At 70.1% G+C, this 25,899-nt stretch carries 27 protein-coding genes; 8 read left to right on the top strand and 19 right to left on the bottom strand.

Annotated elements, in window-relative coordinates; all coding sequences use genetic code 11:
- Both ACLQ29_RS11655 and ACLQ29_RS11650 read left to right on the top strand, forming a co-directional pair.
- On the top strand, positions 1–225 hold a 225-nt coding region (locus tag ACLQ29_RS11655), incomplete at its 5' end, for an ALF repeat-containing protein (protein ID WP_425771622.1).
- A 302-nt stretch (positions 226–527) separates the two neighbouring features.
- The gene (locus tag ACLQ29_RS11650) at positions 528–1,238 is read left to right on the top strand and encodes a hypothetical protein (protein ID WP_425771621.1); all 711 of its coding nucleotides are present in this window, start codon (positions 528–530) and stop codon (positions 1,236–1,238) included.
- Between the two features lie 189 nt (positions 1,239–1,427).
- Here the strand turns inward: ACLQ29_RS11650 and ACLQ29_RS11645 are convergent, their stop codons facing one another.
- Positions 1,428–2,921, bottom strand: a complete 1,494-nt coding sequence (locus ACLQ29_RS11645; RefSeq protein WP_425771620.1) for a sulfatase family protein — start codon at positions 2,919–2,921, stop codon at positions 1,428–1,430.
- Between the two features lie 134 nt (positions 2,922–3,055).
- Between ACLQ29_RS11645 and ACLQ29_RS11640 the strand changes: the two genes are divergently transcribed.
- Positions 3,056–3,229 carry a hypothetical protein gene (locus ACLQ29_RS11640; protein WP_238668119.1) on the top strand — a complete coding sequence of 58 codons (174 nt, stop codon included), beginning with the start codon at positions 3,056–3,058 and terminating at the stop codon, positions 3,227–3,229.
- 63 nt (positions 3,230–3,292) lie between these two features.
- Here ACLQ29_RS11640 and ACLQ29_RS11635 read toward each other — a convergent pair whose 3' ends face one another.
- The 5 genes from ACLQ29_RS11635 to ACLQ29_RS11615 form a co-directional block, all read right to left on the bottom strand.
- Positions 3,293–3,733 carry a hypothetical protein gene (locus ACLQ29_RS11635; RefSeq protein WP_425771619.1) on the bottom strand — a complete coding sequence of 147 codons (441 nt, stop codon included), beginning with the start codon at positions 3,731–3,733 and terminating at the stop codon, positions 3,293–3,295.
- Positions 3,670–4,281, bottom strand: coding sequence for a hypothetical protein (locus tag ACLQ29_RS11630; protein ID WP_425771618.1), 612 nt, complete (start codon positions 4,279–4,281; stop codon positions 3,670–3,672). Before ACLQ29_RS11630 ends, ACLQ29_RS11635 begins: the two co-directional genes overlap by 64 nt.
- Positions 4,282–4,617: 336 nt before the next feature.
- Positions 4,618–5,250, bottom strand: a complete 633-nt coding sequence (locus ACLQ29_RS11625) for a hypothetical protein (RefSeq protein ID WP_425771617.1) — start codon at positions 5,248–5,250, stop codon at positions 4,618–4,620.
- Between the two features lie 150 nt (positions 5,251–5,400).
- On the bottom strand, positions 5,401–5,748 hold the full coding sequence (locus ACLQ29_RS11620; RefSeq protein WP_425771616.1) for a hypothetical protein: 348 nt from the start codon (positions 5,746–5,748) through the stop codon (positions 5,401–5,403).
- 92 nt (positions 5,749–5,840) lie between these two features.
- Positions 5,841–6,035 carry an ATP-binding protein gene (locus ACLQ29_RS11615; protein WP_425771654.1) on the bottom strand — a complete coding sequence of 65 codons (195 nt, stop codon included), beginning with the start codon at positions 6,033–6,035 and terminating at the stop codon, positions 5,841–5,843.
- A 94-nt stretch (positions 6,036–6,129) separates the two neighbouring features.
- Here ACLQ29_RS11615 and ACLQ29_RS11610 point away from each other — a divergent pair, with 94 nt between their 5' ends.
- Positions 6,130–6,354: a DUF5988 family protein gene (locus ACLQ29_RS11610; protein ID WP_393375975.1), complete on the top strand. Its 225-nt coding sequence runs from the start codon at positions 6,130–6,132 to the stop codon at positions 6,352–6,354.
- Between the two features lie 140 nt (positions 6,355–6,494).
- Entirely contained in the window at positions 6,495–6,803 is a 309-nt protein-coding gene (locus ACLQ29_RS11605; protein WP_425771615.1) for a hypothetical protein, read from the top strand.
- Here ACLQ29_RS11605 and ACLQ29_RS11600 read toward each other — a convergent pair.
- From ACLQ29_RS11600 to ACLQ29_RS11570, 7 genes are all read right to left on the bottom strand, one after another.
- The gene (locus ACLQ29_RS11600) at positions 6,766–7,137 is read right to left on the bottom strand and encodes a hypothetical protein (protein ID WP_425771614.1); all 372 of its coding nucleotides are present in this window, start codon (positions 7,135–7,137) and stop codon (positions 6,766–6,768) included. The genes ACLQ29_RS11605 and ACLQ29_RS11600 overlap by 38 nt on opposite strands.
- Positions 7,138–7,539: 402 nt before the next feature.
- Entirely contained in the window at positions 7,540–8,100 is a 561-nt protein-coding gene (locus ACLQ29_RS11595; protein WP_425771613.1) for a hypothetical protein, read from the bottom strand.
- A 28-nt stretch (positions 8,101–8,128) separates the two neighbouring features.
- Positions 8,129–9,313 carry a S1 family peptidase gene (locus ACLQ29_RS11590; protein WP_425771612.1) on the bottom strand — a complete coding sequence of 395 codons (1,185 nt, stop codon included), beginning with the start codon at positions 9,311–9,313 and terminating at the stop codon, positions 8,129–8,131.
- 276 nt (positions 9,314–9,589) lie between these two features.
- Positions 9,590–12,061: an FtsX-like permease family protein gene (locus ACLQ29_RS11585; protein WP_425771611.1), complete on the bottom strand. Its 2,472-nt coding sequence runs from the start codon at positions 12,059–12,061 to the stop codon at positions 9,590–9,592.
- Complete coding sequence (locus ACLQ29_RS11580; protein ID WP_425771653.1) at positions 12,058–12,819, bottom strand: ABC transporter ATP-binding protein; 762 nt, start codon at positions 12,817–12,819, stop codon at positions 12,058–12,060. Before ACLQ29_RS11580 ends, ACLQ29_RS11585 begins: the two co-directional genes overlap by 4 nt.
- 111 nt (positions 12,820–12,930) lie before the next feature.
- Positions 12,931–13,587: a response regulator gene (locus ACLQ29_RS11575; RefSeq protein ID WP_425771610.1), complete on the bottom strand. Its 657-nt coding sequence runs from the start codon at positions 13,585–13,587 to the stop codon at positions 12,931–12,933.
- On the bottom strand, positions 13,575–14,801 hold the full coding sequence (locus ACLQ29_RS11570) for a sensor histidine kinase (RefSeq protein WP_425771609.1): 1,227 nt from the start codon (positions 14,799–14,801) through the stop codon (positions 13,575–13,577). Before ACLQ29_RS11570 ends, ACLQ29_RS11575 begins: the two co-directional genes overlap by 13 nt.
- A 168-nt stretch (positions 14,802–14,969) precedes the next feature.
- Here ACLQ29_RS11570 and ACLQ29_RS11565 point away from each other — a divergent pair, with 168 nt between their 5' ends.
- Complete coding sequence (locus ACLQ29_RS11565) at positions 14,970–15,200, top strand: hypothetical protein (protein ID WP_425771608.1); 231 nt, start codon at positions 14,970–14,972, stop codon at positions 15,198–15,200.
- A gap of 250 nt (positions 15,201–15,450) precedes the next feature.
- Here the strand turns inward: ACLQ29_RS11565 and ACLQ29_RS11560 are convergent, their stop codons facing one another.
- The 4 genes from ACLQ29_RS11560 to ACLQ29_RS11545 all read right to left on the bottom strand — a co-directional run bounded on the left by ACLQ29_RS11560 (position 15,451) and on the right by ACLQ29_RS11545 (position 20,362).
- Positions 15,451–17,727 carry a glycoside hydrolase family 44 protein gene (locus tag ACLQ29_RS11560; protein ID WP_425771607.1) on the bottom strand — a complete coding sequence of 759 codons (2,277 nt, stop codon included), beginning with the start codon at positions 17,725–17,727 and terminating at the stop codon, positions 15,451–15,453.
- A gap of 146 nt (positions 17,728–17,873) precedes the next feature.
- Positions 17,874–18,131 (bottom strand): hypothetical protein, encoded by a 258-nt coding sequence (locus ACLQ29_RS11555; RefSeq protein ID WP_425771606.1) that lies wholly within the window; start codon positions 18,129–18,131, stop codon positions 17,874–17,876.
- Between the two features lie 248 nt (positions 18,132–18,379).
- Complete coding sequence (locus ACLQ29_RS11550) at positions 18,380–19,624, bottom strand: PQQ-dependent sugar dehydrogenase (protein ID WP_425771605.1); 1,245 nt, start codon at positions 19,622–19,624, stop codon at positions 18,380–18,382.
- A gap of 135 nt (positions 19,625–19,759) precedes the next feature.
- Complete coding sequence (locus ACLQ29_RS11545; RefSeq protein WP_425771604.1) at positions 19,760–20,362, bottom strand: lytic polysaccharide monooxygenase auxiliary activity family 9 protein; 603 nt, start codon at positions 20,360–20,362, stop codon at positions 19,760–19,762.
- 729 nt (positions 20,363–21,091) lie between these two features.
- Here ACLQ29_RS11545 and ACLQ29_RS11540 point away from each other — a divergent pair.
- Positions 21,092–22,873 carry a hypothetical protein gene (locus tag ACLQ29_RS11540; RefSeq protein WP_425771603.1) on the top strand — a complete coding sequence of 594 codons (1,782 nt, stop codon included), beginning with the start codon at positions 21,092–21,094 and terminating at the stop codon, positions 22,871–22,873.
- Between the two features lie 137 nt (positions 22,874–23,010).
- Here the strand turns inward: ACLQ29_RS11540 and ACLQ29_RS11535 are convergent, their stop codons facing one another.
- Positions 23,011–23,319, bottom strand: coding sequence for a hypothetical protein (locus ACLQ29_RS11535; protein ID WP_425771602.1), 309 nt, complete (start codon positions 23,317–23,319; stop codon positions 23,011–23,013).
- Between the two features lie 313 nt (positions 23,320–23,632).
- Between ACLQ29_RS11535 and ACLQ29_RS11530 the strand changes: the two genes are divergently transcribed.
- Positions 23,633–25,135, top strand: coding sequence for an endo-1,4-beta-xylanase (locus ACLQ29_RS11530; protein ID WP_425771601.1), 1,503 nt, complete (start codon positions 23,633–23,635; stop codon positions 25,133–25,135).
- 93 nt (positions 25,136–25,228) lie between these two features.
- On the opposite strand, the gene ACLQ29_RS11525 is transcribed toward ACLQ29_RS11530, so the two are convergent.
- Positions 25,229–25,771, bottom strand: a complete 543-nt coding sequence (locus ACLQ29_RS11525; RefSeq protein WP_425771600.1) for a hypothetical protein — start codon at positions 25,769–25,771, stop codon at positions 25,229–25,231.
- Positions 25,772–25,899: the final 128 nt, after the last annotated feature.

Genomic DNA, 25,899 nt, shown 5'->3' with positions numbered 1-25,899 from the left:
GATGATCTCCGTGCGTTCCTCAAGACGGGCCTGCGGGTCTCCTGGACCACGGATCTGCGGATCGCGGCGAACCGGACGATGCCAAACGCTGGGGACAACGTGCGGGCGGCCGCGCAGGTGGCGCTCGACAACGGGACCATCGATGCCCTTCTGACCTACCTCAACCACGGCCTCTACGTCGCGCGTGCGCTCGACTGCGTGTATCAGCCGGCGGCGTCCGCCTGACGTCTCGGAGGCCATCGGGTGTCTTCGTCGGCCGTGGACGGCGGGCTCGGGTGGGCCGCACCAGGCGGGGGGCGGCCCACCCTCTCGGCGGGCCCGACAGGTCAGATGTCGGCTGACCCGCTCCAGGCTGGCGTCGTCGACCAGGACGGTCTGGTCGCTCCCGGCGAGGCCGACGCCGGCTGGGGTCCACGGCGACGCATCTGAGCCGCAACCCGTCGACGCTTCCGCCGCCCACGAGGAACAGCAGGTCGAGTGTCGCCGCGACCCGTGGCGTCAGGTCGTCATCGGTGAGCTTGTCGAGGATGGGCGACGCCACCATTCGTCCGATCCGCGCGTTTGCAGCTCGGTGGTTGATCCGGTTCGGGAGCCCGCTCACGGTGAGCGGGCTCCCCGGCGCCGGAGGGTGCTGTTGTTTGTCGGGTGAGGGTATCGAGCTGTCGACCGTTCGTAGGAGAGCAACCATGCCGACCCGGCACAGCCGCCATGGCCTGACGTTAAGTCCGAACTACCGGATGGTCGTCCTCCGCGACGTCTACTGCGACGCCGCCGTGGGCTCAGCGACCGCTATCAGCGAGGCCATCAAGAATGTGGCAGCGAGCACCGGATACGAGATCTACATCGTCGCGACCCAAGACCTCATAAAAGTACGAGCCGACGTGGAGATTTGGGACGAGGCCCCCGATGACGACCTGAGCGCGTCCGGGTGGACGGGGCCCCTGACGTTCGACCTGGACTGTCCTAGCGGCAATCTGCAGGTTGGCGACATATTCGGCACGGTCATTTCTGGCATTGACCCGCCAAGGGGGCTCGGCCGGTATACGGTCGCGCTTTTTCATCGCGGGCGTGAGCAGGCAGACGGGGCATTCCACGAGATTCTGAAGGTGATGGGCACTGACGGCGACGATGAGCGCATCGACGATCTGCAACGACAGCACTCCGGAATCGAGCAGTACCTGATGCGGATCTGGTGGCAGACCGACCTGCCACCAGACGAAGACGATGAAGACCTGTGACGACGCATGAATCGCTCGTCTGGGTGACCAGCTGGGTGGCGACTGGTCGAGCGAATCGCCAACCCGAAGGGGTACGGCTCGTCGTGCTTGTGGGGCGGCCACCTGCGCCCAGCCGGGCGAGGACGGCGATCGGCCCTGGCCTGCGACAGCGCGAGGCCGCAGGTCAGGGCCGTTGCGGATGATGCGCCGTCAGGCCGGCACGTGACCTGCCGTCCAGCACGCCGAGTGGCTGTGGCAGGCGACGTACGCCGCGAGTGCGTCGTGTAGTGCGGCCCGGCGGGTTGTCGAGAGCCCGGCGGCGATGTTGTTGAGTTGGTGGGGGTCGACGGTCCGGTCGTAGTACTCCCGCTCGCCGTTCGAGTACTCGACGTAGGTGTAGGCCGCTGATCGTAGGGCCTCGTAGGTGACCGGGCTGCCGTTGCGCCGGTCCTGGGCGTCGGGGTCGTCGGCCGCCTGGTTGGGGCCGTGGTGCTCGATCAGCGCCCCGGTACGCCAGTTCGGTGCCACTTCGCCCTGGGCGAGGGGGAGCAGGTTGCGCCCGTCGACGTGCGTGCCGACGTCGGCCGCGCCGATGCGCTGGAAGGTTGGTGCCAGGTCGATGTTCTGCACGATCTCGGCACGTTGCGATCCGGGGACGACGCCCGGTCCGGCGACGACGAGGGGGACGCGTACGTCGGTGTCGAAGGCGGTTTGCTTGCCTCCGGTCAGCCGGTACTCGCCCATGTGGAAGCCGTTGTCGGAGCTGAACACCACGTAGGTGTTGTCGGCGATGCCGCTCGTGGTGAGTTGGGTACGCAGGTTGCCGATCAGTCGGTCGACGGCCTGCACGGACTGGGCACGCTTGCGGAAGTTCGTGTCCAGGGTGCTCTTTTCCTGGGTGGTCAACGGCGCGTTGCCGGCCAGCCAGGACGGCGGGTTGGTGGGCAGCTGGTCGTACGCCGGGGTGCGCGGGGCGGTGAGGCCGGGGAAGTCCTCGAGGTCCTGGTTGGCCGGTGTGAACGGGCTGTGCGGGGCGAAGGTCGAGACCTCCAGCAGGAAGGGTGTGTTGGCGGCCGCCGAACGCTGGATGAAGTCCTTGCCCTTGCGGGACAGCACGTTTGTCAGATAGTCGGCCGGTTGGCTTCCGTAGTGGACGACTGCGTGGTTCTCGTTGAGGTCGTAGTTGTACTCGGAGTAGCCGTTGCCCGCCACGTACCACTCCGACCAGCCGGGTGGGACGTACGGCAGCGTGCCTCCCTGGGTGTCCGCCGGCAGGTAGCCGTTGAGGTACTTGCCGAGGAACCCGGTTCGGTAGCCCTTGGCCTGCAAGGCGGTCGCGAAGGTCCGGTTCTCGTTGCCCCGGCCCTTGAAGACCGCGAACCCGCCATCGGCTCCACCGTTTGTGAACACGCCGGTGTCGTGTGGGAACTGCCCGGTGAGGATCGACGAGCGGGACGGGCAGCACAGCGAGTCGGTCACCGTGTAGTTGGTGAAGGTGACCCCTTCACTCTGTAGTCGCTGCACCTGCGGCAGGTATTGCACGAGGTTCCAGGCGAGGTCGTCGACGAGAACGAAGATGATGTTGGGCGCGGTGACGGCGGGCGCCGGAGTGGGCTCCGCGCCGCGTGCCGGTGTCCAGGCGGCGAGCAGAGTCAGCCCGGCCACGAGGGTGGCGGCGAGGAGGCGTCGGTGGGTGATAGCCATGCTGCCAAGCCTGGTTGATATTTGTCAGCGTCTATTCAACAAGTGGTGATGATCCGATCAACACGTAGGTGGCTCCACCGCCCGGCTCGCGGGCCCGACGAGCGGCAGCCCGGAAGACGACGGATACTCACCTGATGACTGGACCGGATCTCGACCCCGAACAGTATCCGCCCATCGACCCGCGTGAACCGGTGCCCGACGACGCGAGCGTCCTGCTGCCTGGCACGCCGGACGAACTGCCCGAAGCCCCGGCCGAACCGATGCCGGACGACGGTGGCAACGCCGGCGGCGTGCGCGAGCCGGCATAGATCCGTCCGCGATCGCGCGCGCCTTGGCCGGGGCGCCCCACCGTGACGTGTCGGCCCGGCGGCTCAGGCCGGGCTGAACTGGATCAGGACCGATGCGGTCGGCAGCTCGTCCGGGGCGGGTGGCGCCTCGGCACGCCAGGCCAGCCGTACGCTCCATCGGCGGCCCGGTGGTAGGCGGTAGGCGTCGGCGATGCCGCCGGCCGTGCCGCTGGAGAACCCGAGGATGCCCGACTCGAAGACCACCTGGAGGACGTCGCTGCGGTCCCAGCCGGTCGGATCGAAGTCGGCCGGTCCGTCCCAGGTTTCCAGTCGGGTGTCGCTACCCAGCACCACGGCGTCGTCGATGTTCTCGACCACCACGTAGCCCGGCGTCGAGCTGACCCATTTATCGAGCTCGTGCGGCGGGGGCGGCACATTGCGCCGGTCGTTGCTGTCGTCGATCATCGCGAACAGTCGATAGTCAACGTCGACGTACAGCTCGGTGTGCTTGACCAGCGCCGCCATGCTGACCGGATCCTTCTTGAGCATTTCATCGGTAACCCGTCGATGATGCCCCATCGGCCGCCCTCTCTCGTCTTTTGCTGATCTTTGTTGGCGGTGGTGCCCCAGACGTTGCGCATCTCCTTGAGCGACCAGTCGGTCCATGTGGGGCCTGCGGCCTTGCCGCTCTTGACGCACTCGCCCATTCGTACCGCGTCTTGGGCGGTCATCTCGGTGAAGCTCCACCAGCCCGCGTAGCCAGGGATGGTGCCCGGCCTCGTTGTGGTCAACCGGCACAGGATGATCATCCGTCTGATCACCGCTGTGCGGCCGCCCGCGTTGTAGAGCGCTTCGGCCGAGTCGTTGGAGCTGTAGCGGATCGCCTGGCTGGCCTGTTCCAGGCGTTTGTCCGAGGGCATTTTGTTGGCCTCCGCCGTTCGACGTAGGAAGTCCGCGACGATCCATACCTTGATCATCGATTCGGTGGAGTTGGTCGACGTGGCACTGTTGGCCGAGCCGGCGGTCTGCCCGCTCTCGCGGTCCAGCAGTGCCCACGCGAGGAAGCCGTCCACCGGCACCGATATCGGTGCGGCGGCCAGGGTCGGCGGCGGTGGCGGGGTCAGCGGGGGCGGCGGGGGGCCGATGCGGGGTCGGTCGGATCGGGGGTGGTGGCGAGTCTGGCGTACGCGGCAGGGACCAGCAGGACCCCGCCGAGAACGACCGCCGCGACAGCGAACACCATAATCGCGCGAGGGCGCATAGAAGGCGGCTCCAGGGGGATGGGCCAAGGGGTACGTGGTGCGGATGGGCGGTACGGGGGCGGGCCGCGCCGCGGTGACCCGACCCGCCCCGTACCGGTGTCAGCCGGTCTGGCCGACGTCGTCGACGATGGCGAGGTCCGGCACGGCTTAGAAGGTGATCTTCGCGGCGCTGCTCGGCAGGCCGGCGGAGGAGCCGATGAAGAGGTGCTCGGCGTCCTCGGCCGGTAGGTGCATCGAGTGGGTGACCCGACCGGTCAGGTCGACCACGAGCAGGCGGTCGTACTCGTCATCACCCGGTCCGAGGACTGGGGCGGGCAGGTCCGATGCCGGTATCCCGCCCGCGTCGTGGTAGACGCGGATCAGCAGGTGCTGGTCGTCCGTCCAGCCGATCAGGCCGCCGGCAAGGGGCACCCTGAAGCTGTGCTGGAGCGCCCCGCTGACCGGATCGACCACCGTGACGGAAGTCTGCCGTACCCCGCCGGAGTTCGGCGCCAGCGCCAGTTGCCCGCCGTCCGGGAAGAAGCTGACGTCGTCCAGCGGGCCGCCGCTGGCGGGAACGGTACGCACGACTCTGCCAGCCAGGTCGTAGATACGGATCCCGGTCACCGTGGGCTCGTCGACAGACGTGGAGAGCGTCAGCGCGAGCCCGTTACTGTCTGGCGTCCAGATCAGGCCGGTGGCCTTGTCGTTCTGCGCGGCCAGGTCGGGCAGTGGAACGAACGTTGTGGTGAGCGTCTCCGGATCCACAAGCACGAAGCCGGGCGTACCCGTGCGCGGCATGTGGGTGAAGAGGATGCGCTGCCCGTCCGGCGACCAGCGCCCGTCGTTCGAATAGCCGGGGAAGACACTTCCAGTGGCGTTGCCTGAGGCGTACCTGCTGATCGGTCGGCCCGATGACCTGACAAGGGCGACCAGCCGGCGGGCTCGCCCTCAGCCGTGGTCGTCGAACCGCAGGGGCGCCCACGGCAGCGCCGCCCGCCATCCGGCCAGCTCGAAGGCCCAGGCCGTGAGCACGGAGTGGACGAGCCGCTTGTCCTCGGTGAACGCCTGGAAGTGACTGTCTTCGCCACCCTCGCGGTACTCGACCTGGTATCCGTTTGCCTCGGTGCGGGCAACCTGCGCGAACGTCTGACCGGTGGCATCGGTGAGACGTTCCACGATGAGGAACATCTCCTCGCCGCGCTCCATGTCCGACAGCAACTCGAACAGCAGATCCTCTGAGGGGTCGTGCCAGATCTGGCCGGACTCCATCGTGACGCGAAGCAGCGGAGCAGTCATGACCCGATGATCCAGGAGAGCGGGTTGCCGGTGTGTCCGCTCCGTACCCGATGAAGGGGTGAACCGGGACCAGCGGCGGGCTCCCACGGGGTTCAGTCCGGCTCCTGGCGGGGGAGGCGCACGGTGAACGTGGTGCCCTCGCCGGGCGCGGAGCTCACCCGCGCCGTACCGCCGTGCGCCTCGGCGATCGCCGCGACGATGGCCAGGCCGATGCCGGAACCCTCCCGCTGGCGTCCGCGCTTCGGGCACGCCCGCGATGGGGAGCCGTTGTGCGTTCTCTGCGAAATTCTTGTGGGGCCTTAGGGGTGCGCTACGGGTGTCCCCGGCCCCGGCGCTGTCCGCATACTCGTCGGCAATGGTCCTAGCACGGAGGTGTTGACAATGGCTGACGTCATCGGTCCCGCTGTCGCCGCGCTTCTGCAAGGCGGTCCGTCCGATCTCCCTTCCTCGTCGCGGCAGTGCCTGGTCGACGGCGGGCAGGACAAAGTCAAGATCCAATTCATGGGTGGGTACGAGCAGTTCGAGCGCACCGACGAGGTGGTCGACCGCCACGGCGAGCGGCAGGTCGTGTACCGCTGGACGACGCGTACCCGGGTCGCCGAGTAACGCACCGCCCGCCCGCCCCCTACTCGAACTCTCACAGAATTCGAAAGGCCACCACACGGCCACTTCAACCGCACGTGATCGGCTGGGCCACTCAGCGGCAGACGGTGCCGTGGCCGGCGGCGCGGTTGGAGACGAGCCTGATGTTCGCAACGTTGGCACGAGGGGTGGTCCGCCACCCGTGGTGGACGATCGGCGCCTGGCTGATCGTCGCGGTCCTCGTCGGGGTCTTCGGGCCCGGGCTGTCCTCCAGCAACGACCAGGCCGAGTTCCTGCCCGCCCACTACGAGTCCGTCCAGGCCGGCAAGGTGCAGGACGTCGCGTTCGCCGAGAGCGGCGGGGGCAGCGCCGGCACGTTCGTGGTGCAGCGTCGCTACGGCGACCAGACCGTGGTGGCCGGCGTGTCCCCCCAGATCATCTGGGCGGACGCTCCAGCTCGCCCCGCACGGTGAGGAAGTCGGTGGTGAGGTCCCCCTGTGGGCGATCGGAGACGAAGGCGACGATCCCGACCGTCTCACTGTCGGCCCAGCCGCAGAGCGTCATGTAGCCGCCGTGCTCGGGGCGTCCGTGCCCGCAACCGGCGCGACCCCCGAGCTGGCCCGAGTCAACCGCCTGGGTCTCGACACGTCCGTACAGCCCCAGCACGCGTTCCAACGTTGCCGCCGGGTCACGGACCGAGCCCGACGCGCCGGTGACAAGCACCGCGTCCGCGTCCGGAGTCTCGCCCCCGTACGCCCAACCGATCGCGCTTGTTGGTTCTCCGACCTCGCGCTTCAGCTCATCCATCAACGAGATGGGTCTCTCCGTCAGACCTCGACTCATCGACTTGGGCATCCCGAGGAGCGTCTCCGGCGTGTGTAGCTCTCGAAGCGACGGGGCGCTGGCCTTCGACGGTGGGGCGGGTGCCGGTGCCGTGCATCCGGTGGCCAGCAGGAGTGCTGTCACGGCAGGTAGCGAGGCGGCTGCGGCGGCTGTTCGGGCGATCCGGCCTCGGCGGATCGTCGCCATGGTGCTCCTTCGTTCGCTCGAACGTGGCTCCGGAGCGGAGCTTCGCCACGGTTTCCACCGGCACACCGTACCGGCGACAGGGAGCGCGTCGGCGGGCCTAGCGGGGCCGGCGGCGGTGACGGCGGGCGAAACAGCGCGGGGCCGGCGCCACGAGCGCCGGCCCCGCCGAGGTCTACCCGCTCAGGCGCGGCGGTAGCTGCACTGGAAGGCGAAGTCGTCCACCCGCGCGGCACCGCTGCCACCGAGCAGGGAGATCCGGACGAACACCTGGTTGGGACCGTTCGCGTAGCCGGCCACGTCATGCAGCCGCCAGGCGGTGTCGGTGATCCGGACGGTGCGCAGCGAGAGGTAGGTCCAGCTCGCCGGATCGATCACCTCGACGTTGAGCACCGCCGACCCGCTGACCGCCCGGACGTAGAACCCGCCGCCGCAGGTCGTGGAGTGCCCGGCGGTACGCGGGCTCACGGTGAGCAGCTTGCCCACCCCGGACCAGCCACCGGCCGAGGTCGTGAGAATGGCGTTGTTCCACCCGGACCGGGCCGTTCCGGTGCCCAGCTCGTAGGCTCCGCTCCCGGCCCCGGAGCGGTGGAACTCCCACACCGCTGCCGGATTCCCCTCGAACCCGTCGGTGTGCGTCCAGAGGTCCGCCTGGGCGGGGCCGACGGCCACGGTCAGGGCCACTGTCGTCGCCATGACGGCCGCGGCGGTGAGGCGTGCGGCTCTGGTGAATGCGCTTCTCATCCCTGTCTCCTTCGCTCGTCGCCGCTTGTCACGGCGCGCCGTAGATGACGACCTGGTATCCGGTGATCGCCTCGCCCACTGGCTGGTGCCAGGTTCGCGGCGTGGAGTTGCACTGGCTGCCGACCCGGTTGGCGTGCGAGTTCAGCCCGTACGCGGTGTTGGTGGCGAAGAGCGGCCCACCGCTGTCGCCGCCGAGGGTGCAGATGTTGGTCTCGACCATCTGGCGTACGGTGCCGCCCGCGCCGTTGACCGTCACGTTGGTCTTAAGCACGGAGCCGCACCTGAATCCGGTGGTCTTGCCCGAGTTGCAGACCGACAGCCCGCTCACGGCCGTCGCCCAACCGTGGATGCTGCGGGTTGTGTTGTTCCACAGGTTGATGACACCGGTCGCCCAGACCGACGGACCGTTCATCCAGATGAGGCCGTAGTCGTTCTCCGGATAGTTGCTCTCCAGCGACGGCCCGACGTCCTGCCCGTTGGGCAGTGTCCAGTGCGGGTAGCCCTGGGTGCAGTGGCCGGCCGTGATGATGTAGTTGAAGGTGTAGTCGGTGGCGGTGAAGCCGACCGAGCAGCCGCCCAACGCGTCCGCGCTGGAGATCCCGACGTTCGGCTGGATCTGGCCGGTGCTGGTCTCGAACCGCACCGCCGCGCCGAACTTGCGCGCCGCCGAGCTCTGCGCGGCGTTCTTCGCCCCCGACGCCGGCAGGCTCACCACCACCTGGTTGGTCGCCGGGTCCACAGCCCAGGTCGTGTTGGGTTCACTCGGGGCGGCCTCCAGCGCCCGCTGGATGGACTGGAGTTGCCGTTCGCCACGAGCGACGAGGCGCGCCTTCGCGCCAGCGGCGGTCACCTTCGCGGCAGCCGCGGCGTCGGTGACCGTCACGACGAGGTTGCCGTCGGACAGGTACGCGCCGCCCGAGCTGGCACCCAGCTCGGTGGTCAGCTCGTTGGCGAGTCGCACGTTGGCGTTCTCGGCACTGAGCAGCTTCTCGGCGGCAGCGCGGCTGATGCCCCGCTGCGCGGCGATCGCCTCGGCCATGTCCGCCGCCCCACCCGCCCGGTCCGTGGCGACGCCGCCGACGGTGGCCGGGGCCGCCCGGCCATCGGTACGGGCCTGATCCGCCGTGCCCCCGGGCTGGGCCGGTCGGTCAGCCGGCCCGGCCGCCGCGGCCGTCGGGACGAAGGACACCGACGCCACGACGGCGAGTGCCATTGCGAGCAGGGACCTGCGGCTCGGTCTTTTCGTGCGCGGGTGGCTGACAACTCGTTCTGACATGCACCGCTCCCATCACGAGGGGACTTGTCGGCCGGGTCAGGAGTCGGACGACCCGGACCGGACGGCAATCCTCGCAATCGGGAGAGGGCGCTGAGTGGGATGTTGGACGCGACTGGACACGGCTGGACACCTGGCTTCGACGGACAGGGTGACCGTGCCGCCCCAGCGATGTCCGCGGAGGCGGCACGGCCGCCGATATCCGAGCCGTGACGCCTACTCCTTCACACCGATGTTGTCGATCGGGGGCGCGCTGAGCAACCGTTGGACGGGCCACACTGTGGTTGCCAGCGCCAGCAGTGTCGTACCGCCGAGCACCACCACCCAACCGAGCGGCGGGACGTACGGGATCGGGCTGCCGGTCAGTCCGTTGACGATCGCGCTCAGGGTCAGCGCCGCGATCGTCGCGCCGATCAGCACCGCGGTGCCGAGCAGCCCGGCCTGTTCGGCCTGGACCATGCTCCGAATCTGACGGCGGGTGACCCCGACCAGTTGGAGCAACGCCAACTCGCGGCGGCGGGCCAGCGCGGCCATCACCATTGTGGTGGCCGCCGCCAACGCCGCGTACCCCACCATCACGCCGATCAGCAGCCGGTTCAGCCAGGCGCCGACTGCCACATCGGTGCCGAGCAGGCGCGTCCGGGTGGCGGCGTCGACCACCTCGGTGCCCGGGTGCCCAGCCGACCACGTGGCCAACGCGGTGTCGGCCTCCGGGCCGGCGCTCACCAGGACCTCGTCGTCGGTGGCCCCGGCCGTGTGTCCGGCGACCGTCTCGGCAGCCAGCGTGACGTCGCCGAAGCCGAGGCCACGGCCGTAGATCGCGATGACGTCCAACGTGACCGGGGTGCCGTCGCCCAGCCAGAGTTCCGCCTGGTCGCCGACGTCCCACCCGGACGCGGACGCCTGCATCGCGGACAGGGCGACCGTGCCCGCGCGCAGGTTGGCCAGGTTGCCCTCGCGCACGGCGAGGTCCATCGTCGACGTGATGCCCGCCGGGTCGACCGACTGCGCGCTGACCGGCTCGATGCCGCCGAGCGCCGGCACCACCACCTGCGTACGGCGTACACCGGTGGCCGCCCGCACCCCGGCCAACTCGCGGACCTCCCGCGCCGCGTCCGCCGGCAGCCCGCCCGGAGCGACGAGCACCCGCTCGGCGAGGGTTCCCGCGCTGCTCTGCGTGGTGGTCTGCCGTTCCAGGTTGTTCTGCAGGAACCACACCGAGCCGCCGAACCCCACGGACAGCACGAGGGCGGTCAGGACGGTCGCCATGCCCTGCGCGTTGGCCCGCAGATTGGCCGCGGCCAGGTAGCCGCTGACCCGCCACGCCCGCGGCAGCAACGGTGTGAGCAGGCGTGCCGCGTACGCGTTGATCCTCGGTGCGAGAAGCGCCACCGCGATGACGAACAGGTACAGCATGCCGACCGCGCCGGCCAGCGCCCCGGTCGAACCGGCGGCACCGAGCGTGAACGCGCCGGAGGTACCGGCCGCGGCCAGCGTCAGCACGCCGGCGATCAGCCGCACCCGGCCGCTCCGTCGAGGCTCGACGGCGATCTCGCCGAGCGCCTCGATCGGCTTGATCCCGGTGACCCGGCGTGCGGCGACAAGCGCGGCGAGCACCGCCACGAGGACCGCCGTACCGACCGCGGCCGGCACCGCGAACAGGCCACCGGCCATCGGGAAGCTGGCCGGCACGAACCCCCGCCCGACCAGCTCGCCGTGCACCCAGTGGGCCGCCAGCAGGCCGGCCGGGCCGCCGATCGCCGAGCCGATCAGGGCGAGCAGCGCGGCCTCGGCGACCAGCATCCGGCGCACCTGCCCCGGCGTGGCCGCGACCGCGCGCAGTAACGCCAGGTCACGTCGACGGTGCCGGACGGACAGCCCGATGGTGCCGGCCACCACGAAGACGATCAGCAGGACGACGTACCCCCCGAAAGCCGATCCGGCCTCGACCAGCAACGTCTGGGCGGCCTGGTGCTCCGACTGCTCGACGTTTCCACGGTCTTTCCCGACGTAGGTCGTGGCGCCGGCCGCCGCAGCGATCTCGCGTACCGCGCCGAGGTCGGCGCCGGGTGCCATCCGTACGCCGATCGCGTCCACCCGGCCCGGGTGGGCGGACAACCGGGCGGCCTGCGCGTTGGTGAAGAACACTGCCGCCGAACCGGTCTCGGCGGTGCCGCTCACCAGGTACGACCGCCCGACCCCGCCGACGGCCAGGTCGATGCGGTCGCCGGGTGCCACGCGGAGACGGGTGTCGAGAAGCACCTCGTCGTCGGCCCGTGGCGCGGCGCCCGCGGCGATCTGACGACCGGTGAAGGCGTACGTGTCCCAGCCGTGTCCCACGGCAGCGGGTGAGCCGATCAGCACCCGATCGTCGCCGGTGACGGCCGCGACGCCCGGCGCCTGGCGGATCCGGTCCACCAGGGCCGCGTCCACAGTGCCGCCCTCGGGCAGCGTGACGGTGCTCGTGGTGGTGTCGCCGCCGAACTCTTTGAACGTGTGGCTGACCGTGCGGTTGGCGACGACCACGTCGGCCGTGGCCCAGAGCCGTGGCTCGGCGCGGAAACGCAGCCCGGACTCGACGAGGGTGCCCATCGCCACCAGGATCAGCACGCCGGCGACGAGGGCGAGCAGCGTCGCGGTGGCGGGGCCGGCGCGGTGCCGCAGCAGGCGGGCGGCGAGGCCGATCATCGGAGGACCCGCCGATCCAGCGATGCCAGGTGCTCGGCGATATTCGCGGCTCCGAGCTGCGGCAGGTCGCCGACGATCGCACCGTCGGCCAACACGAGCACGCGATCCGCATACGACGCGGCGATCGGGTCGTGGGTCACCATCACCACGGTCAGCCCGTGTTCGTCGACGACCGCGCGAAGCAGCGTCAGCACCTCCGCCGCGGTCCGCGAGTCGAGGGCGCCGGTGGGCTCGTCGGAGAAGATCACCTCGGGACGGGTGGCCAGCGCCCGGGCGATCGCCACCCGCTGCTGCTGGCCGCCGGAGAGTGCGGCCGGCCGGTGGTGCAGTCGGTCGGTGAGGCCGACCCGCTCGACCACCCGGTTCAGCCAGGCCCGGTCCGGACGGACGCCGGCCAGGCGCAGGGGCAGCACGATGTTCTCCTCGACGGTGAGAGCGCCGATCAGGTTGAACGCCTGGAAGACAAACCCGATCCGGGTACGACGCAGCTCGGTCAGGCGGGTCTCGGACAGCCCGGACAGGTCGGTGCCTCCGATGACCACCCGACCGGAGGTGGGCCGGTCGAGCCCGGCCGCGGTCTGCAGCAGCGTGCTCTTGCCGGAACCCGAGGGCCCCATCACCGCGGTGAAGGTGCCCCGGTCGAAGTCGACGTCGATGCCCGCGAGCGCGGTCACCTGGTTACGGCCGGCGTCGTACACACGCGTGAGGTGTTCGACGCGTACCGCCGGTTCGATTGTCTGTCCCGGATAGTCCGGCATTCTGGTGGCCTCTCTCCGTGTCATCGGCAAGAACTGCGCGCACCAGAAACGCTAAAGACGTGCGAGAACGGCGACCATCCCGTGGACTGCCAGGTCCGGGTACAGCAGGCGCTACCGCCGATCGCCGTCCAGGTAGCGCAGCACCGCGGTGACCCGGCGGTCGGCCTGGTCGTCGGGTGGAAGCTGGAGCTTCGAGAAGATGCTGCGGATGTGCTTGTGCACCGCGCCGTCGGTGACGAACAGCCGCTCGGCGATCGCGCTGTTGCCAAGCCCCTCGGCCATCAGCCCCAGCACCTCACGCTCACGCGGCGACAGCTCGCTCAGCGCCGTGTCCGTCCGACGGTTGCGGGCGAGCAACTGCGCCACCACCTCCGGGTCGATCACGCTGCCGCCGTCCGCGACGCGGTGCAGCGCCGTGAGAAACTCCTCGACCCGGCCCACCCGCTCCTTCAACAGATAACCGAGCCCGACGGCGCCGACCGAGAACAGGTCGGTGGCGAAGGCCTGCTCCACGTACGCCGACAGGACCAGCACCGCGAGGCCGGGGCGCCGCCGCCGGGCCTCCACCGCGGCCACGATGCCCTCGTCGGTGTGGGTCGGCGGCATCCGTACGTCCACGATCGCGATGTCCGGCGCGTGTTCGTCGACGGCGACCAGGAACTCTCCCGGAGTACCGGCCGTGGCGACCACGTCCAGATCCTCCGCCCGCAGCAGCAGAGCCAACCCCTCACGCAGCAGCGGGTCGTCCTCGGCGATCACGATCCGCATGGCAGCTCCACGTCCATTCTCGTCGGCCCTCCCGGTGGGCTCGTCAGCGTCATCCGGCCGTCGTACGCCTCGACCCGCCGGCGGATACCGGTGAGCCCGGAGCCACGCGCCTCGTCGGCGTCGCCGTGCCCGTCGTCCGCGACGCACACCAGCAGCCGGCCGCGCTCGCGGCGCACGGCCACGTCCACCTGGCTCGCGCCGCTGTGCCGGACGACGTTCGTCAGCGCCTCGGCCACCACGAAGTACGCGGTGGCCTCGACCGAGGCCGCGCACCGCACCGCCACGTCCACCTCGAGTCGGCAGGGCACCACGCAGCTGCCGGCCAGGCCGGCCAGCGCGCCGGCGAGACCCCGGTCGTCAAGCACGGGCGGCAGGATCCCGCGCACCACCGTACGCAGCTCCCCGAGTGCCTGTTCCGCGGCGTCCTGCGCCTGCCCGAGGATCTCGTCGGCGCGGTCCGGGTTGCGGCGTACGGCCCGCCGCGCGGCGCCCAGCAACACGTTCACCGCGACCAACCGGTTCTGGGTGCCGTCGTGCAGCGACCGCTCGATCCGGCGCAGTTCGACAGCGTGGGCGTCCAGCGCCGCGGCGCGGGTGGCGGTCAGCTCGGCCACCCGCAGCGACAGGTCGACACCCGGCGGCGGAGGCAGCAGCAACCGGCCCGGCCAGGCCTGGAGACGGGCCAGAACCGGGCCGCACCAGATCGCGGCGGCCAGCCAGCCCACCCCGAGCAACCCGACCGCGAGTGCCTCGGACAATTCGTCGATGCGCCACCAGACGATCCCCGGCGCGCCGGCGTCGGCTGGGAGCAGCCGGTAATACAGCGGGAATGTGACGTACTGGACGGCAGAGAGGGGCAGCACGAGGCCGACCAGCCCGGTCACCAGGCCGACGACCGAGGACAACCCGACCCAACCGAACTCCCGGCGGACGAAGGGATCACGCGTCGCCGTCCGCAACCCGGCCGGCACCGGCCCCGGCGTGGGGATCGGCTCGCCCCAGCGGGACAGCCGGGCCCGCTCGCGGTCGGCCACCGAGCGCACCGCCCGCAACGCGCCGGGCGCCGCCAGCAGCCCCACCCCGCCCAGGCAGGCCACCGCCACGATCGCCGCCCAGAGCAGCGCGCCCAGCGCCAGCGTGGCGGTGCCCAGCCCTCCGACGAGGTGCTCCAGGGCGTCGACCGAGGCGCGAACCCGGCCCCGCACGTACGCCATCGACCCACCTCCCCCGCCAACATAGGCCACCGTGGGCCCCGCCCGGCAACGCCCGGCACGGAAGGTACAGCCTGCTGCACCACTGTTGTCGAGCTGGCGGGATCGTTCCCGCCGCGCCGCCTGCCTAGCGTTGACGGCGTCGAGGATCGAACGCCCGAGGAGGCAGTCATGACCGATCCGTACCGCATCACCGAGGCCCCGGTCGACACGCCGAAGAGGCCGGGCGGCCGGCTACGCCCGCTGCTGTGGCTGGCGCTCTTCGTCAGCGCGGCGGCCAACATGGTGCTGTCGACAGCTGCGGACAGCCCGTGGATCAGCTCGGCGTTCGGCCTGGTGGCACTGCTCTGCGCGGTCGTGCTGATCGTCCACCACCGCCGTAACCGCGCGCGGGAGTCGTAGGGACGGCGGGCAGTGTCGCCGCTCGGGAGCGAGGGGGGGGGGGGGGGGGGGGGCCCCCCCCCCCCCCCCCCCCCCCCCCGGGGGGGGGGGGGGGGGGGGGGGGGGGGGGGGGGGGGGGGGGGGGGGGGGGGGGGGGGGGGGGGGGGGGGGCGGGGGGGGGGGGGGGGGGGGGGGGGGGGGGGGGGCCGGCCCCCCCCCCCCCCCCTCCGGACTGCTCCGCGGGTGTGCCGCGGAGGAGGTGTCTCTCAGGTCACCCGCAGCGTTGACCGTTGAGGTCGAAGGCGGTTGGTGCCGGATTGGTGCCGCTCCACGTGCCGTTGAAGCCAATGCTCGTGGACGCGCCGGGGGCGAGCTTGCCGTTCCAACTCATGCTGTCCGCGGTGACGCTCGTACCGCTCTGTTTCCAGGTGGCCGACCACCCCTGGTCGACCTTCTGGCCGGTGGTGGGGAAGTCGAAGGCGAGTTTCCAACCGTTGATCGCGGTGGTGCCGGTGTTCTTGATCGTCACGGTCGAGGTGAAGCCGCCCGGCCAACTGTTCGCCGTGTAGCCGACCGTGCAGCCGCCGGTCGGGGCGGTGGGCGCGGTCCTTACGGTCCGGCCGGGTGAGGCCGCCGAGACGTTGCCCGCCGCGTCGCGGGCGGTCACCACGAAGGTGTACGGGGTGTCCGGCGTCAGCCCGGTCACGGTGTACGTGGTGCCGGTGGAGTTGCCCACCTTCACGGTGCCGGTGGTGTCGACCCGGTGCACGTCGTAGCCGGTGACGGCGGTGTCGTCGGTGGACGGCGTCCAGGCCAGCGCGACGCTGTCGCCGGTGATCGTGCCGGCGGTCGGCTTGCCCGGGGCGGTCGGCGCCTGGGTGTCGCCGGGCGTGGTGCCGCGCGGCAGCACCAGGTGGGTGATCGAGTTGGCCGGGAAGGTGGCCGTGAGGCCGCTGGCGGTCACCGGCAGGTCAGCCTCCCGGACGACGCCGGCGAGGTTCGCCCCGCTGTAGCGGTAGACCTCGGCGGCGCTGGCGGACGCGCCGGTGAGGGTGACCGGGCTGGTCAGATCGTCGCCGGTCTTGTTGACGACGACAAGGGTGAGCGCCTTGTCGGCGCTGCGCTCGGCGGCGTACACGGCCAACTTGCCCTGGTCGGCGCTTGTCGCCTGGACGGAGGTGTCGCCGAACGCGCCGCCCTTGCCGTCGTAGTTGCGGTAGACGCGGAAGGCGTTGGCCACCGGCTGGTCGGTCGTGGGTGCGGTCCAGAGGGTGGCCAGGTCGAGCCCTTCGCGGCCGAAGATGCCGAGGACGTCAGCCTGGGCGAGCGCGCCGTTGATCGACCCGTATGCGCCCCAGTTGTACTCGGTCATCGCGATCTTCGTGCCCGGGTAGTGCTTGTTGACCAGCTCGCGCAGGCGCGGGATGTACCGGACCGGACTGTTGATCCAGCTCTCGTCCACGTAGGTCGGGTCCCAGAGCTGGCGGGTCGAGCGCAGCCGCAGCGCCTGGGTGTTGGCGTCGCCGGCCGCGTCGCCCAACACGCCTGCCTGCTGCGGGTAGAGGTGGACGTCGAAGTAGTCGAGGATGCGTGTGCTGTGCTGCTGCTCGTACTCACGCATCCGGTCCAGGTACCACGGGCCGAGGTCCTGGCCGCCGTGCGCGGCCTTGTCCGGTGGGTTCGACCAGCAGCCGGTACGCGAGCAGGTGTCCTGGTCGAGACCCGAATAGAGGATCGAGTTCAGGCCCCAGCCGACCGGACCGAGCGTCTTCGCGCCGGGGTCGGCAGCCTTGATCGCGGCGGCGTACTCGTAGGTGCGGTCGCGTAGCTCGTCGTAGCCCAGCCCGGTCGGGCGGACATCGCGGTGGGTGGAGTGCCACAGGTCCGGCTCGTTGTCCAGGTTGTAGAACTGGACCCCGCCGTCGGCGGCGGCGCCGAACTGCCCCTTGAGGTGGTTGACGAAGTCGGTGGCGTACTCCGCACCGACGGCGACGCTGGTGTCCTCCGGGTCGGTGCCGGTGACAGGTGACCCGTCCGGCTTGATGCCGTTGCCACAGTCCGGTGCCCAGGTGTCGGTGGACTGCTGCGGGCCGTACTTGGCGACGCTGAAGCCACACGCTCGCGACCGGTCCTTGGCGATCCAGCCGAGCATCGGCATCGTCATGACGGTGGCCGCGCCGGTGGCCTTGTTCTGCTGCACGAACCGGTCGGTCTCCGAACCCTTCGGGAGGTCGGCCGGACTCGGGTTCTCGTTGGGGATGTTCTCGAAATACCAGTCCGCGGCGCGGTTTGTGGTGTCGGTACGGAAGTTGTAGCGGGTGGTGGCGTTGCCGCCGTAACGGTGCACCGGCAGCCGCAGGTCGCGGGCGAGGGCCTCGTCGGCGAAGTTCATGCCGTAGACGTACGGGCTGATCTGGTGCCGGGCGGCGGTGGTGTCGACGGCCAGCGCCGGGCCGGTCGCGGCCAGGGCAGGCTGCGGCAGGGCCAGACCGCCGAGGGCCGCGGCGAGCACGACCGGGAGTAACGCGGTGGTGGGACGCACGAGCATTCCTTTCCTTTCGAATAGGAGCTCGACGATGGGAGCGCTTCCACAGCGTTGCGCCTTCCCGGCCGCGAGTCAACGCCGGACGACTCATTGTGGATCGATTCGATTCGATCGCGAGTTGCTCCGCCGAGTCGCGCCGCCGCTCGTGGTTACCCCAGCCGGGGATAGATGCGAGCCACCAGCGATGGAGCACGCCGGCCGCGCTCGAAGCTCTCCCACGCCATCGGGTCCTTGCTGCGGTCGGGTTGGTTTCGGGGGTTGCCGGTAGCGGCGCGAACCAGGCCACCCAACGATCGGTCGCGCGCAAGTTCCGCGTCCTCGTGCGACAGGCCGAACTCGGTGACGAGCTTCTGGTCCAGCTCATCGCACGAGGTGCCGTGCAGTGTCCCGCGCAGCACAAAGTCCACAAGCTCCGCCGTGATCTCGATCCCGTACGTCGGCTTGCGGAGGCGCCCCGGCCTGCCGCCGCTGCCGGGCTCGTCGACGTGGGCTGAGGGTTCGTCGCCAGGCCCACGGAGGTTCAGCAGCAGAAGCCCGCTACCAGAGTTGCCGGTAGCGGGCTTCTGCTGCTGAACGGTTTACCTTGGGTGTGCCGCTACGGTGCGCGGCGCGAGCGCCGTGACCGGGCAGTGGCGCCCGCGGATGCGATCGACGCTCAGCGGTTCGTCACCCCGCTGCCAGAGGCTGGCTGGACCTGCTCGAACCGCACCCGGCTCAGCCAACCCGGGAGGTCACTGAGCACGTACAGCTCGCCGTTCACGTCGGCGGCGAACGCCGTCGGCTGGGTGGGGAAGGTGCCGATCTCGGCGGATTCGTAGCCACCCGTGGACTTGGGACGCACGGCGAATGCGCGGGTCGAGCAGTAGTCGCTCGCGATGTAGGTCCCCCGCGCCTCCGGGGTGACGGACCCCCGGTAGACCAGGCCGCCGATGATCGAGCAGTTCTCCGTCATGTAGTGGTCGTACTCGACGACCGGGTCGGTGAGCCGCACGCCCGGCCGGCATTGCGTCTCGTCGAAGACCGGCGTGCCCTCCCGACAGGACCAGCCGAGGTTCGCGCCACGCTGCCACGGGCGGATGTGGTTGATCTCCTCGATCAGACCCTGGCCGACGTCACCGATCCACAGCGAGTTGTCGGCCGGGTCGATGGAGAACTTCCACGGGTTGCGCAGCCCGTAGACCCAGATCTCCGGCCGCGCGCCCGGCGTGCGGACGAACGGGTTGTCGGAGGGTACGCAGTAGCGCTTGCCCCCGCAGGCACGGTTGACGTCGATCCGCAGGATCTTGCCGAGCAGGGTGCCGAGGTTCTGACCGGACTTGAACGGGTCGTTCGCGTTGCCGCCGTCGCCGAGGGACCAGTAGAGGTAGCCGTCGCGGCCGAAGGCCACCTGCCCGCCGTTGTGGTTGCCGAACTCGGCGTGCTCCTGGGTGAGCAGCACCTGAAGCCGGTCGGGAGCACCGATGGGCACTCGCGCCAGGGTCAGCGCGCCGGCCGGCAGGCTCGTGTAGGCCACGTAGAGCATCCCGGTCCGCGCGAAGTTCGGCGCGGGCGTGATGCCGAGAAGGCCGCGTTCGTTGTCCGACGTGTCGATCCGGGCGGTCAGGTCGAGCACCGGCTCTGCTGCCAGGCCGGTGTCCGGGTGGTACGCGCGGACGGTGCCGTTCTTCTCCGCGATCAGCATCCGGCCGTCCGCCAGCCCGGTGAGCGCGATCGGACGCTGCAGCCCGAACGCCACCCGTTCGGATACCACGGTCAGTTCGCTGAGTGGCGCCGCACGGGTGTGGGGTGTGCCGGCTGCCGCGGTGCTGGCCGCCGACGCCGGTGGCGACAGAAGCGCGGACAGGGTCAGGATGAGCAGCCCTGCCAGCATGGTGGCCGGGCGATAACGCCGTCGCTGCATGTTCAGCTCCTTGAGCAGGTGGCGGAGGGTGTGGTCGGGGATCGTTCCGGCTCCTGGCGTGACCGACAGAGCTACCCGGCCCAGGGCGTCAACGCGCCCTGGGCCGAGTGGTGACGTGCTGGTCGGACCTGCTGGTCAGCTGATGGTGATGTCGCTGCACCACATGTAGGTCTGGTCCAGGTGTGACGCCCTCCAGAGCACGAACAGGATCTGGTTCCCGCTGCGTGCGGGGAGCGAGACGTTGAACGAGATGTTCTGCGCCGGCGCGTACCGCCCGGTCGTCGTGATCAGGTCGAGGTTGCCCCACCCGAGCCGCTGGGTGGCCGGGTTGAACCCCTGCTTGGTGACGTAGACCTGGAAGTAGTCAGCACCGTGGCTGGCCTGGTCGTACATCTGGACCGTGAGGTTGCGGCTGACGGGGGTCGTCTTCCACGCCCCGGGCTGGTTCAGAGCGTTGTTCCTGGAGAGGGCGTTGCTGCACAGTTGCCCATCCGGGGTTTTGGCCTGGTACTGGCCGCCGAGGCCGTCCCGCAGTTGGCTCATCCAGTTCCACATGGTGTCGGGGTTGGCCTGGAACGCCTGCCAGCACATCGGGTCCTGCTGCTGCATGGCCGGGTTCATGTGCTGGCTGCCCCAGGCTTTCCAGCACTGGTACGCACGAGTCGCCGGATTGATGACCGTGCCGTGCGCCTGAGCCGCTCCGGTGAACGGCAGCGTGCCGACCACCATGGCGAACATCAGGACGAGTGCCTGGAGGGACCGACGGACGGTTGACCGGGGTCGTCCCCCGGATTGAGCGGGCTTGTGTAAACGCACTGTTCATCCTCCGTTCATCGGGACGAGATGTCAGTATGGGAACGCTCCCAGGGCCACTGTTGCATCTATTAACTCAAATATCAATGCTGATCTATCTATAGGTGGATGTGGAGCGAGCTGTCCCGGATCGCCGGATCGATGACCGGTCTCCGTGTCCTGCCTGGCCGTTTGGCCTGCTCGCCTCGTCGCCGGTTCTGGCGCGCCGGCAGTCCGAATCGGATGCCCAGGACAGGTCGGGCGTCGAGCGCGTCGGCCGTCGTGGACGCGCACCGGGGGATGCCTGTGGCTGGCGGAAGTGCCTGCCGGCGCAATGCCCGCCCCTGTGGCGATGGCCCGGCGGTGGGGCATGCGAGCGTCTGTCACAGTGACGCGCTGCCGGCCTGGTGCTGCTCCCGTGCTGGCCGTTCTCAGCACGGTTGCCCCCGCGCTGCGGCGATATGAGCCATTCCAGCACATCTGGGCCCGCCCTCGCAACATCGACGCGCGTCAGTGTCGGCTCGGCCCGGCCCGGCGACGACCATCCGCGGGTGGCCCACCTGCCGAGAAGCGGCCGAGAAGCGGGCGGGAGGCGGATTCGCGTTGCGCACCGCGATGTCGGTGGAGGAAGATCAGGTTCATGACGTACGGGAAGGGCGCCGCGCGCCTCGCACAGTGAAGGGCCCGGCGCTGGTGTCGCCGCTCGGCGACTGGGGATGGCTGGAAGCGGCAGTCGTCTCCGGCGATGTTCTCGTCCCCGGCAACGAGGTGCGGTCCCAGATCTGGTCTGCGGTGGAGGCCGACCGGGACGGGCCGGTGATCCATCACCTCCTGACCTGCACGACCGACCGCCGCCTGTCGGCACGGCGGACCGTCTTCGCGCTGCTGCACCAGTTGTGCTTCCGAAACTCCCACTGGCCTCGTCTTGCAGCCGCCGCCGAGTCGGCTCTGGACGACGTGGATTCGCAGGTGCGGCGGAGCGCGGCAGCGTTACTGGTGGGCGCCGCCGAACCTGGTCGGACCCTGTCAGCGTTGGATGCCTCGACCGATCCGGTCGTCCGGATCGCCCTCGTGGACGCCATTTCCTGGAACAGGGGCGCGCAGCACCAAGCCATCCTGGAACGTCTGCGGACGGATACTGTCCCGGCCGTCCGGCTACTGGCGAATATCGCGGTGTTCACCCGGGAAGACCCGGGGGCCTGGCCGACGCTCGACGACGCGATCCACGCCGATCTCGAACCGTGCGTGGGAGAGCTGAACTGGCCAGGATCCCGTCTCGAGCTGACCGGCGGCGAGCACTGGGCGCGGGTGCTGACCGGCCTCGATCGAGAGCAGGACTGCTACGCCTGGGCGGAACGGCTGACGAACCGGTCCGAGAGCCCACAGGTCAGGCTCGAAGGCGTACGGATGGCGCTCGCGGCGATGCGCCAGTGGCGCGCCGCGCCCGGACGGCTGACGCCGATACTGACCGGCCTCCTGCGGGACGAGATCTCCGAGGTGCGGTCGGCGGCGCTGCACACGGTTGCAGCCTCGTTGACCGCGTCCCGTCTGGCCGCCGACGAACTCACGACGTTGCTCGATGATCCCGAACTCGGCGCGGTGGCAGCCACCGCGCTGGGCAGCGTCGGCGACCACCGGGCGGTGCCGCACCTGGTGCGGCTGATGCTCTCCGACAGCGACGAGCCACGCCTGGCCGAGGCGTTCACGGCGGTTGCCCGAGCGGGCGCCGATCCACAGGCGCCGGTGGCCGCCGCCCGGCAGATCTTGGCCGGGCTGCCGGACACGTGCGCGCCGGACCTGCCGCTGCGGGTCCTGGCCGCGTTCGGTCCGGCTGCTGCTGCCGCGGTGCCGGAACTCATCGCCAGACTCGAAGGGGCCGAGAACGACACCCCGAGCTGTGCGATCCACGTCCTGGGAAGGATCGGGCCAGCCGCCGCGGCCGCGGCAGCGCCGCTGCGGCGGTACCCGACGCAGGGCGCGACACTTGCCCTCCTCCACGTCACCTCGGACCGGGCGGTGGCCGACACGTATCTCGCCGGCCGGCCGGAACAACCTGTTCGCCGGGACGGGATCGCATCAGCGCTGCTGACCTGGCTGGCCGAGCACGGTGGGCTCACTGCCCGCCAGCACAGGCAGCTGTGGACCCTGTTCCGGGCTCCCGGATTCGGGCAGTTGAGGTCCGCCGGCGCACTGTGGCTGCACGAGGGTCCAGCGGTAGCCGCCGAACTGCTGGAGGTGCTACCGGATTACCTGTACGACGACCTGTGCGGGCGAGAGGCGCTGCGGGTCCTCGCCGCGATGGGGTCGCACGCGCGGCCGGTACTGGACCGGCTGGATCGATTCGTGGCCTCCCGGCACCGAGCCGGGATGAACATCGGCGACTTCGACGCCGAGATGCGCGCGGACGAAATGCTGCACGCCGCCGCCATCGCCGCCCGCCAGAAGATCACCGAATAGGTCGCCGTCGTGCGTCCGTCTCTGCCGTCGTGCTGCCCCCGACCGTTTGAGGCCACTGGCGTTCAGTCCCAGAGGTTGAACAGCAGCTCACCGACTGTGGTCGGGCTCCGTGGTCGTGGTTGGTCCGACGATGCCGTCTATTTCACCGTATCCAGCGGCTGACCGGTCAAGACGCTGTAGCCGACAGTTGCCAAGATCATGACGCCGCCCGCCGCGATGGCTATGCCGACCAGCCGGTCCAGCAGGATGAAGCGCGCCAGACGCTCCTCGTGCGGGGCGTCTGGTAGCCAGCGCCACGGCGGAACTCGCCGTAGCACGCCCGCGGCGGACATCGACCGCCGGATGTGCCACTCCGTCACGCCGCGGAAGTTGGTGGCCAGGGCGACGCCCAGAAGGCTCACCGCCGGGCCAGTGACGACAGCCGCCACGACACGCCATGTCTCCATCTGACCCCTCCGGTGTGGTCACCGGATCCTAGTTGACCATCCCAGCAGTTGGGTGACGGTAGGCGCGGACGCCAACGGACCGGCCTGGACGCCGATGGACCAAGCAAATCGAATGGATTCGATATAGCATCGCGGCGGGGCAGTGTTACTCCGCAGGGCGTACGGCGCGGAGTGATCGCCATCCACCGGGCGGACCGGGCCGCCGGCGGTGGCCACCGATTCGGGCGCGGCTGGGTTGACGCCGGCTCGGCGTCACCTGCGGCGTGCTGGTCCAGCGCAATGGACCAGACAGAACACCGAGGAGAAAGCACAGATGAACGACGTACCCGCGCAACCGAAACGCCGAACCAGGGGTGCCTACAGACTGCTTCTGGGCGGGGCCTGCGCCCTGGCGATCACCGTGTCCTCGATGGCTCTGGCGACCTTCGCCAGCGCCGATCTCAGCGGACCGCCCGGGACCACCCTGAAGGCCGCCGCCGAGCGCAGCGGCCGGTACTTCGGCACCGCCATGGGGTCGGACCGTCTCACCGACTCGGGCTTCCTGACCATCGCGAACCGCGAGTTCGACATGATGACGGCCGTCAACGAGATGAAGCCCGACGCGACCGAGCCCAACCCGGGCCAGTTCGACTTCCGTCGCGGTGACGCGATCTACAACTGGGCCACCGAGCGCGGCATGCGGTTCCGTGGTCACACCCTGGCCTGGCACGGCCAGCAGCCCAGGTTCTGGGGAAGCCTCAGCGGCAGCGCCCTGCGCGCCGCGATGATCAGCCACATCAACGGCGTCATGGCCCACTACAAGGGCAAATTCGCCTACTGGGACGTGGTGAACGAGGCCTACGCCGAGAACGGCAGCCGGCGGTCGTCGAACCTGCAGGCCACCGGGAACGACTGGATCGAGGTGGCGTTCCGGACCGCGCGGGCTGCCGACCCGAGCGTGAAGCTGTGCTACAACGACTACAACATCGAGAACTGGACGTACGCCAAGACGCAGGGCGTCTACAACATGATCAGGGACTTCAAGGCCCGCGGCGTCCCGGTCGACTGCGTTGGCCTCCAGACCCACTTCACCGGTGGCAGTTCGCTGCCGGGCAACTTCCAGCAGACGCTGTCCAGCTTCGCCGCTCTCGACGTCGACGTGGCGTTGACCGAGGCCGACGTCACGAACGCCTCGACCAGCCAGTACCAGGGCCTGACGCAGGCCTGCATGAACGTCCCCCGCTGCGTGGGCATCACGACGTGGGGCATTCGGGACAGCGACTCCTGGCGGGGCAACGAGAGCCCGCTGCTCTTCGACCGCAACAGCAACCCCAAGGCGGCGTACACCGCAGTCCTCAACGCTCTCAACGCCGCCTCCACCACCGTGCCGGGGACGACCCCGACCACTGCTCCGCCGACGAGCGCTCCGCCGACCTCTGCTCCACCGACGAGCGCTCCACCGACGTCTGCTCCACCGACGTCTGCTCCGCCGACGAGTGCTCCGCCGACCTCTGCTCCGCCGACCACCGCTCCGCCGGGTGCCTGTAGCGCGACGTACCGGATGGTCAACAACTGGAACGGTGGCTTCCAGGGCGAGGTCACCGTGGCCAACAACGGCTCCACCACCCTCAGCGGCTGGACCGTACGGATGACGCTGGCCGGTGGGCAGACCATCGCCAACGTCTGGAACGGCATCAACACCGGCACCAGCGGGACGGTCAGCGTCCGCAACGCCGATTACAACAGGTCTCTCGGCGCGAACGCCTCGACCACCTTCGGCTTCCTGGCCAACGGCAGCAGCACGGCGCCCGGCGGCCTCTCCTGCACCAGCCCCTGACCAGCGACACGTACCGGCCCTCCGCGTCGGGAGGCTGACCGGGCCCGGAGCCACCGGCTCCGGGCCCGGTGCCGTCGTCGGCGACGGCTCGGGTCAATTCCCCGCGGCGAGAGGCGTCACCCCACCGCAGGCGCCGATCAGGTGCGCGGCCGCGGTCTGGACCTGCGGGGACGGATCGGACATCGCCGCGGTGGCCGTGGCCAGCAACGTCGGCACGATCTGCCGACAACCGAGTACGGCCCGGACGTAGAGGGCGCCCTGCAGCCGCCCGTCCTCCCAGATCCCCTCCTCGTCGCCGTCGGCGAGGGCCTGGGCCAGCGCGGCGTCCACGTCGAAGTCTGGCTCGGGCAGGTCTCTGTCCGCGCTGCTGCCCGCCTCGGCCACCGCGGCCAGGAAGGTGAGCACTTCGGCACGCACGACCGAATCGGCCACCCGCTGGTCCGCGAGGAGCGCGGCCACAGAGAGGGCGGCCGGCGGGGTCGCCGTCCACGGTGTCCCCTGATGGATGATCGCCGACCACAGGTGTTTGAGCGCCCCCGCGCGGGCCGCCGGGTCGTCGCCGACGAGCGCCGCCAGATGGCCGGGGGTGTCCACGGCGAGGCCGTAGGCGTGCAGCAGAGTGCCGTACTCGGTCACGGCTGAAAATTACCCGGTCGGCAGCGAGGTTCCCATCGTGCAGGGCCGCCATGGCGATCATCGACATCTGCCACTACGATCCGATATCGACGAATCACTGAGCGTTGATGTGCGCCGTCCGTAAACCT

The organism is Micromonospora sp. DT228, assembly GCF_049841595.1.
GTDB lineage: Bacteria > Actinomycetota > Actinomycetes > Mycobacteriales > Micromonosporaceae > Micromonospora.
This window is presented reverse-complemented; position numbering and strand designations above follow the sequence as displayed.